General features: G+C 46.4%; 4 protein-coding genes. All 4 read right to left on the bottom strand.

Features of this window, described 5'->3' with window-relative positions:
- On the bottom strand, positions 1 to 183 hold a 183-nt coding region (locus WMO25_RS15695), incomplete at its 3' end, for an arginine repressor (RefSeq protein WP_494337445.1).
- A 15-nt stretch (positions 184 to 198) separates the two neighbouring features.
- The gene (locus WMO25_RS15690) at positions 199 to 1,062 is read right to left on the bottom strand and encodes an NAD(+)/NADH kinase (protein ID WP_349086107.1); all 864 of its coding nucleotides are present in this window, start codon (positions 1,060 to 1,062) and stop codon (positions 199 to 201) included.
- 31 nt (positions 1,063 to 1,093) lie between these two features.
- Positions 1,094 to 1,909, bottom strand: coding sequence for a TlyA family RNA methyltransferase (locus WMO25_RS15685; protein ID WP_215688965.1), 816 nt, complete (start codon positions 1,907 to 1,909; stop codon positions 1,094 to 1,096).
- Positions 1,910 to 1,969: 60 nt separating this feature from the next.
- Positions 1,970 to 3,844: a 1-deoxy-D-xylulose-5-phosphate synthase gene (dxs, locus tag WMO25_RS15680; RefSeq protein WP_349086105.1), complete on the bottom strand. Its 1,875-nt coding sequence runs from the start codon at positions 3,842 to 3,844 to the stop codon at positions 1,970 to 1,972.
- Between the last annotated feature and the right edge of the window lie 196 nt (positions 3,845 to 4,040).

Genomic DNA, 4,040 nt, shown 5'->3' with positions numbered 1-4,040 from the left:
ATATTTCTGCTTGCCGTCATGGCTGTTGACCTTTGATAAACGCAATTCACGGATATCTCTTGAAATTGTAGCCTGAGTCACGCGAAAACCGGCCTGATTCAGCAAAGAGGCCAGTTCTTCCTGTGTTTCAATCTCATATTTATTCACCAACTCAATAATCTTCTCATGTCTTTTTAATTTCATTATAATACCCACCCTTTATGCCGTGCCGATTTTGTTCTGAAGAGCCTGATAAAAGCTTCTTCCCTTTAATCTGATCAGCTGCGTTGTCTCCTGTGCCTTATATATCTCAATACGGTCACCTGTTTCCAGCTCCTGTGCACTTCTGCCGTCAAAGGTTACCATTGCTTCTTCTTTCTGTGTCTTTCTTCTTCTGCCGATCTCAATCATGATCCTGTCCTCACCGGACACGACAAGACTTCTTGCCTGTAATGAATGCGGACAGATCGGTGTGATCACTATCACATCCGTCTGCGGAAAAATAATCGGACCGCCTGCGGAAAGGCTGTAGCCCGTAGATCCGGTCGGCGTGGAAACGATGATGCCGTCTGCATTATAGATGCTCAAAAGCTCACCATTAACATAAATCTTCAATTCCACCAGTCTTGAAAATCCGGCCCGGGCAATGATCACATCATTGAGGGCAATATTCATCTGTATCTTCTCAGAGCCATGATAAGCAACACCTTCAAGCATCATGCGCTCATCAATGGAACAACTGTCATCCAGCACACTGTCCAGACATTTCGGCAGTTCACTCTTCTCAGCCGAAGTCAGGAATCCCAGTGTTCCGAGATTAATGCCAAGCAGCGGAATATGCCGCTGAAGCAGCTCTCTGGCTGCCTGAAGCAGCGTTCCGTCTCCGCCCAGAACAAGCACACACTCAATATCCTCCGGCATGTCACTGAAATCATAGCGCTGATCACCATCTTTATCAGGCTCACTGATATATCTCGGTATCCAGTAGCTGCCTCCATTTTCCGTAATATAAGTCTTGATCATCCGTGTATAGACAAGTCTCTTGTCTTTGGAATAGTTGGTCAGCAAAGCAAATTTCTTCATTTGAATCCTCCGTCACTTATGGGATTGGGATTTATCCCTTTGCTAACTCCTCATGGGCACGATCAACCACTTCTGCAGGATCCACCGTCCACGCTCCCAAAGGATAATCCTCCGGACGCTTTCTGATATAAACCAGATATTCAATGTTGCCCTCAGGCCCCTTGATCGGTGAATAGTCCAAATTCAATATTTCAAAATGAATGGATGTCACAAACTGAAGGATCATCTCAATCACTTCCAGATGAACCGCCTTGTCTCTGACTACACCCTTTTTGCCGACTTTTTCTCTTCCGGCCTCAAACTGAGGCTTGATCAGACATACCATTCTGGCATCATCCTGAAGCAGTTCCCTTGCCGGTCCCAGCACCTTCTTCAGTGAAATAAAGGAAACATCCACTGATGCAAAGTCTATCTTCTCCGGTATCTGTTCAGATGTCACATAACGAATATTCGTTTTCTCCATACAGATAACCCTCGGATCCTGACGAAGCTTCCATGCCAGCTGTCCCCGACCCACATCAATAGAATATACATGATCTGCACCATTTTGCAGCATGCAGTCCGTAAATCCTCCGGTGGAAGCACCGATATCCATACAAACCTTGCCTTTGACATCTACTCCGAAAACCTCAATGGCTTTCTCAAGCTTCAAACCGCCTCTGCTGACATAAGGCAAGGTATGTCCCTTAATCTCTATCTGTGCCTTCTCCTCATCAAACGTTGTTCCGGCTTTGTCTTCCCTGTTGCCATTGACAAATACATTGCCGGACATAATAATGGCCTTGGCCTTTTCTCTGGATTCAGCCAGATTCCGCTTTACCAGAAGTACATCCAGTCTCTCTTTCATGTTGGTCTATCCATTCCTCTCCAATTTCGACTCTGTATCATTCAAAATGTGCTTAATCTATTAATCATTTGCATCAGACATTGCACTGCAGATGCGTTCAACAATTGAATCTGCATCCATATGCAGTGTTTTCTTCAACTGGTCCACTCCGCCGTGTTCCACATAGACATCCGGAACACCCACATGGATCAGTCTGACATCTTCATGCTTTGCCAACAGATAATCGCCGCAGGCTTCACCAAAACCACCCTTTAAGACATTCTCTTCCATGGTGACGATCCACTGGTGATCTCTGCTCAGTCTGTCCAGACATTCTGTGTCCAGTGGACAGACAAAACGGGCATTCACAACCGTTGCGTTAATTCCCTTATCCAGCAGTTTCTCACGAACCTGCACAGCAGTCTGAACCATACTGCCCACTGCCACAAGGGCAATCTTCTCACCCTCAAACATCAGCTCACTCTTGCCGTATTCAATCGGCGGCCGCATGTTCTTAAAGCCTTCATAGGCACTGCCCCTCGGATATCGAATGGCGATCGGCCCATGATACTGATAGGCAAAATAAAGCATATCATACAATTCGTATTTATTCTTCGGTGCACAGACGGTCATATTCGGTATCATCGACAAATAAGACAGGTCAAATATGCCCTGATGAGTCTCACCATCAGCACCAACCAGTCCGGCTCTATCCACGCAGAATACAACCGGCAGGTTCTGAATACACACATCGTGGATAATCTGGTCATACGCCCGCTGCAGGAAAGATGAATACACTGCCACAAAAGGATGCATGCCACCGGCCGCCAGTCCTGCTGCAAAAGTGACTGCATGCTGTTCTGCAATGCCCACATCAAAAAATCTACCTGGAAAATGCTTTTTAAATGCAATCAGCCCGGTGCCATCCGGCATCGCCGCACAGATCGTTACCACATCCGGATGGGCCTTGCCCAGTCTGCATATGGTTTTTGAAAAAACAGATGTATAGGTCAAACTTTTACTTGCAAGGGATTCACCTGTTGCAATATCAAAACTGCCCACGCCGTGAAAGGCTGAAGGATTCTGCTCAGCCGGCACATAGCCCCGGCCTTTCTGTGTCACCACATGCATGACCACCGGCTCATTCAGCCGTTTCAGCGCATTCAGTACACGCACCATCTCTTTAATATCATGCCCGTCAATCGGTCCGATATACTTAATACCGAAATCCTCAAAAAAACCGCCCTTCACAAAAAGCTGTCTGATGGAATCTTTGGATTTCTTCACACTTCTGGCAACAGAATCACCCACATGCGGGATCTGTTTCAGTTTCTTTTCCACATCCATCTTGAAGTCCATATAAGATTCTCTTGTCCGGAGGGCTGTCAGATGCTTCGACAATCCGCCGACATTCTCTGAAATCGACATCTTATTATCATTTAAAACAATGATCATATTGCTCTTCAGATGGGATACGTTATTCAGTGCCTCGTAGGCCATACCGCCGGTCAGGGAACCGTCACCGATAACAGCCACAACGGTCCTGTCCTCACCTTTCAGATCCCTGGCTCTTGCATAACCCAGTGCTGCTGAGATAGATGTGGAACTGTGTCCTGTATCAAAAGCGTCGCAAGGGCTCTCTTTATGCTTCGGAAAACCGCTCATGCCGCCGAAAGTACGCAGTCCGCTGAAGTCCTCTTTACGTCCTGTCAGCAGCTTATGGGTATAAGCCTGATGTCCCACATCCCAGATCAGCTTGTCATTCGGGAAATCCATACACAAATGCAGTGCCATGGTCAATTCTACAACGCCGAGATTGGATGCCAGATGGCCGCCATGTTCACTAACAGACTCTATAATAAACGACCGTATCTCTGAGGCCAGTGCATCATAAGCTTCCGGTTCTATTTTCTTTATATCATTGGCTTCATTGATTCTGTCCAAATACCCAGACATTCTTCACACCTCTATTATCTTCCGTTATTTGTTCCTATGGATCAGATATTCAACAAAATCATATAAAAATGACTTCTCAGGCTCCGTCACTCCTGCCATTTGCGCCAGAATGGCCATTGCCTCCTCTGAATATTCCGCCACATCCTTTTTTGCCTGTTCCAGTCCGTAGACTGTCACCCATGTTGTCTTCTCGTTC

It is taken from the genome of Coprococcus intestinihominis, from assembly GCF_040096555.1.
In the GTDB taxonomy this organism is placed as follows: Bacteria; Bacillota; Clostridia; order Lachnospirales; family Lachnospiraceae; genus Coprococcus_A; species Coprococcus_A intestinihominis.
The sequence above is the reverse complement of the archived record's forward strand: the minus strand, read 5'-3'. Positions and strand labels throughout refer to the sequence as shown.

Excerpts from the sequence above, each read along its gene's own strand:
- WMO25_RS15685 (WP_215688965.1), bottom strand. The coding sequence starts at position 1,909 with ATGAAAGAGAGACTGGATGTACTTCTGGTAAAGCGGAATCTGGCTGAA.
- WMO25_RS15690 (WP_349086107.1), bottom strand. The coding sequence starts at position 1,062 with ATGAAGAAATTTGCTTTGCTGACCAACTATTCCAAAGACAAGAGACTT.
- dxs (WP_349086105.1), bottom strand. The coding sequence starts at position 3,844 with ATGTCTGGGTATTTGGACAGAATCAATGAAGCCAATGATATAAAGAAA.